Raw genomic sequence first — 4,394 nt, forward strand, 5'->3', positions numbered from 1 at the left:
TGGTGCCGGTGTCGGCAAGACCGTTCTGATCCAGGAGATGATCACCCGTATCGCGCGTGAGTTCTCCGGTACGTCGGTGTTCGCCGGCGTCGGTGAGCGCACCCGTGAGGGCACCGACCTCCACCTGGAAATGGAGGAGATGGGCGTTCTTCAGGACACCGCCCTCGTCTTCGGCCAGATGGACGAGCCGCCGGGCACCCGTATGCGCGTCGCGCTGTCCGCGCTGACCATGGCGGAGTACTTCCGCGATGTGCAGGGTCAGGACGTGCTGCTGTTCATCGACAACATCTTCCGTTTCACCCAGGCCGGTTCCGAGGTCTCGACCCTGCTGGGTCGTATGCCTTCGGCCGTCGGTTACCAGCCGACCCTGGCGGACGAGATGGGTCAGCTGCAGGAGCGCATCACCTCGACCCGTGGTCGTTCGATCACCTCGATGCAGGCGATCTACGTCCCCGCCGACGACTACACCGACCCGGCGCCGGCGACCACCTTCGCCCACCTGGACGCGACCACCGAGCTCTCCCGCCCGATTTCGCAGAAGGGTATCTACCCCGCCGTCGACCCGCTGACCTCGACCTCGCGAATCCTCGAGGCCTCGATCGTCGGCGAGCGGCACTTCGCGGTGGCCAACGAGGTCAAGCGAATCCTGCAGAAGTACAAGGAACTCCAGGACATCATCGCGATTCTGGGTATGGACGAGCTCTCCGAAGAGGACAAGGTCCTCGTCGGCCGGGCGCGTCGTCTGGAGAAGTTCCTCGGCCAGAACTTCATCGTGGCCGAGAAGTTCACCGGTCAGCCGGGTTCGGTCGTGCCGCTGGAGCAGACCATCGACGACTTCGAGCGGGTCTGCAAGGGCGAATTCGACCACCTGCCGGAGCAGGCGTTCAACTCCTGCGGTGGCCTGGACGACGTCGAGGCGGCCGCGAAGAAGATCGCCGGGAAGTAGTCCACCATGGCGGATATGTCAGTTGATCTGGTCGCCATCGAGCGGCGGCTGTGGTCGGGGACGGCGAGTTTCGTCAGCGCCCAGACCACGGAAGGTCAGATCGGTATTCTGCACGGCCACGAGCCCGTGCTCGGCCAGCTGGTCGAGGGCGGAATCGTGACCATCGACAGCACCGAGGGCGAGCGCATCGTCGCGGCCGTGCACGGCGGTTTCTTCTCGTGCACGGGTGAGGCGGTCCGGATTCTCGCCGAATCGGCGGAATTCGCGGGCGATATCGATCTCGACGCCGCCCGCGCGGTACTGGCCGATCCGAATGCCTCGGAGCAGGAACAGAATGCGGCGACCGCGCGAATTCGCGCGGTGGAAGCGATAAACGCCTGAGGCGAACGCCTCAGGGCGAGAACCGAATAGCGCAACCGTGTGGCGGTCCGGATATCCGGGCCGCCACACGGCGTTTCTGTTCACCGCGCGGTCTGTTTGCGGCCGGTTCGAGAGGGCCTGGAAATGCCGGACGACTACGGCCAGGAGACCGGGACCGGCCACGCCCTGGCGATGGTGACCGTCCAGGGCGCGTCACCATGGGCCGAGTGCAACCTGCGAATACGGGCCCATTGTGAACCCCATGCACAGCCAACCCGGATGGGCTTCGAATGTCCTTGTGCGAGTGTGCCTCTGATCACCTTCCTCCGGATCGGCGAATCGGCCGATATCCTCGTTTGTGGAACGGATGTACCGGCTGTGTGCCGCGGCGCCCTGGTTTGTAGACTCGCTGCGGGAGCGGCCTTGTTCGGGGATGGCACGGCGCTGGCGACGGCACAGGGGCGAAGCGAAGGGACGGACCTGGATTGCGGACCGGGATGGTGCTTCTGATCATTCTGGTGCTGCTGCTGGTCGGCGTAGCGCTGGTGTCGCTGTATCGCCTGATCATGTTGCGCCGAGGTGGAACCGCGGCGATTCTGCGCGTACTTCCGGCGCAGGGTGGTCAAGGGTGGCGGCACGGCCTGATTCGCTACGGCGAATCCCGGCTCGTCTTCTACAAACTCACCAGCCTGAAGGTGGGACCGGATTCGACCATCCGGCGGCTGGGCATCGAAGTGGTCGATCGGCGTTCTCCGGTGGGCGACGAGTACGACATCATGACCGACGACATCGTCGTGATCGCGGTCTCCGACGGTGACGGCAGCTATGAACTCGCCCTGGATCGCCCTGCGCTGACGGCATTCCTGTCCTGGGTCGAATCACGGCCCTCCGAACGCATCCGGCGACGCCCGGGGCGTTGACCCAGAAATAGGTGGTCACCAGCCATGAGTGTGCATCTGACCAAGATCTATACCCGGACCGGAGACGACGGCACCACCGGCCTGAGCGACTTTTCCCGGGTGCCGAAGACCGATCCGCGACTGGCCGCCTACGCCGACTGCGACGAGACCAACGCCGCTCTCGGCGTGGCACTCGCCCTCGGACAGCCGCAAGCGCGCATCGCCGAGGTGCTGCGCCAAGTGCAGAACGATCTGTTCGATGCCGGCGCCGATCTGTCCACCCCGGTTGTGCCGGACCCGAAATATCCGCCGCTGCGGATCACCCAGTCCTATATCGATCGCCTGGAACGCTGGTGCGACGAGTTCAATGCCGAGCTCGCTCCGCTGAATTCGTTCATCCTGCCCGGCGGCACGCCGTTGGCCGCGCTGCTGCATACGGCCCGCACCGTGGCGCGCCGGGCGGAACGCGCGGCGTGGGCGGCGGTGGACGCGCATCCGGACGACATCAGCGTGTTGCCCGCGAAATACCTCAATCGGCTGTCCGATCTGCTGTTCATCCTCGGCCGGGTGGCCAACCCGGACGGTGACGTGCTGTGGCGGCCCGGGGGATCGGAGACCGGCGGACCGGCCGCGACCGACCAGCCCTCCCGTTAGGCTGGCCCCCGTGAGTGAACGGTTTCTGGTGACCGGGGGCAGTCGGCTGGTCGGCGAGGTCTCAGTGGGTGGCGCGAAGAACAGCGTCCTCAAGTTGATGGCCGCCGCCCTGTTGGCCGAAGGCACGACGACGATCACCAACTGCCCGGACATCCTGGATGTGCCGCTGATGGCGGAGGTCCTGCGTGGTCTGGGCTGCGATGTCACCGTGGCCGGATCGGTGGTCGCCATCACCACCCCGGCCGAGCCGAAGTATCACGCCGACTTTCCGGCGGTGACCCAGTTCCGCGCCTCGGTCTGCGTCCTCGGACCGCTGATGGCGCGGTGTAAGCGCGCCGTCGTCGCCCTGCCCGGCGGCGACGCGATCGGGTCCCGTCCGCTCGATATGCACCAGGCCGGCCTGAGATTGCTCGGCGCGACCAGCGAAATCGAGCACGGCTGCCTGGTCGCTCGCGCCGACGAGCTGCAGGGCGCGCGGATCCGGCTGGATTTCCCGTCCGTCGGTGCGACCGAGAACATCCTCATGGCCGCGGTCCTCGCGGAGGGGGAGACGGTGATCGACAACGCCGCGCGTGAACCCGAGATCGTCGACCTGTGCACCATGCTCACCCGGATGGGCGCCCGCATCGACGGCGCCGGCACCTCGGTCCTCACCATCTCCGGTGTGCGCAAACTCGTGCCCACCACCCATCAGGTGATCGGCGACCGGATCGTGGCCGCGACCTGGGGAATCGCCGCCGCGATGACGAGGGGCGACGTGCGCGTCACCGGCTTGAATCCCAAACACCTCTCGCTGGTGCTGGACAAGCTGCGCTCGGCGGGTGCGCGAATCACGTTCGAACCCAACGGTTTCCGGGTGGAACAACCGGAGCGGCCGCGGGCGGTGAATTTCTCCACCCTGCCGTTCCCGGGCTTTCCGACCGATCTGCAGCCGATGGCGATCGGCCTGGCGACCATCGCCGACGGGACGTCGATGATCACCGAGAACATCTTCGAGGCGCGCTTCCGTTTCGTCGAGGAGATGATCCGCCTGGGCGCCGACGCCCGTACCGACGGCCACCACGCCGTGGTTCGCGGCATCCCGCGGCTGTCGAGTGCGCCGGTGTGGTCGTCCGATATCCGCGCCGGCGCGGGTCTGGTGCTCGCGGGTCTCGTCGCCGACGGCGTCACCGAGGTGCACGACGTCTTCCACATCGACCGCGGCTACCCCCACTTCGTCGAGAATTTGCGCTCGCTGGGCGCCGAGGTGAAACGGGTCGGCACGCCGGCGTAGTCCGCCGTACATCCGAAAGACCTTCCTGACCAGGCGATTTGACATGGAATCAACCGCCACGTAACTTATTCCAAGTCAGAGCGACACGGACACCAACCCCGGGCCGAAAGGCAAGGGGACAACGAGGTAGTACGGGGAGCGCCTGACGATCACACTGGTTCGACCGAGATCCCGATTTGGTTCGGGTCCGATGGTTGAGCTAAGCTGGAAAAGTTGCCTCGCCGATCGAACAGATGAAAATCTGGGAGATGGTGAGTGCGTG

5 protein-coding genes are annotated in these 4,394 nt (G+C 66.0%); all 5 read left to right on the top strand.

All coding sequences use genetic code 11. The features are described 5' to 3' along the window. Nucleotides 1–946, top strand: a 946-nt coding sequence (gene atpD, locus RJ03_RS05890) for a F0F1 ATP synthase subunit beta (protein WP_036498590.1), incomplete at its 5' end; no start/stop codon positions are given. A 6-nt stretch (nucleotides 947–952) separates the two neighbouring features. After that, entirely contained in the window at nucleotides 953–1,327 is a 375-nt protein-coding gene (locus RJ03_RS05895; RefSeq protein WP_036498593.1) for a F0F1 ATP synthase subunit epsilon, read from the top strand. Nucleotides 1,328–1,803: 476 nt separating this feature from the next. After that, nucleotides 1,804–2,226: a DUF2550 domain-containing protein gene (locus tag RJ03_RS05900; protein WP_030518273.1), complete on the top strand. Its 423-nt coding sequence runs from the start codon at nucleotides 1,804–1,806 to the stop codon at nucleotides 2,224–2,226. Nucleotides 2,227–2,250: 24 nt separating this feature from the next. Then, on the top strand, nucleotides 2,251–2,859 hold the full coding sequence (locus RJ03_RS05905; protein ID WP_051024363.1) for a cob(I)yrinic acid a,c-diamide adenosyltransferase: 609 nt from the start codon (nucleotides 2,251–2,253) through the stop codon (nucleotides 2,857–2,859). Between the two features lie 10 nt (nucleotides 2,860–2,869). Further along, entirely contained in the window at nucleotides 2,870–4,132 is a 1,263-nt protein-coding gene (murA, locus tag RJ03_RS05910; protein ID WP_036498596.1) for a UDP-N-acetylglucosamine 1-carboxyvinyltransferase, read from the top strand. Nucleotides 4,133–4,394 lie beyond the last annotated feature (262 nt).

Source organism: Nocardia aobensis NBRC 100429 (assembly GCF_000308375.1).
Taxonomy (GTDB): domain Bacteria; phylum Actinomycetota; class Actinomycetes; order Mycobacteriales; family Mycobacteriaceae; genus Nocardia; species Nocardia aobensis.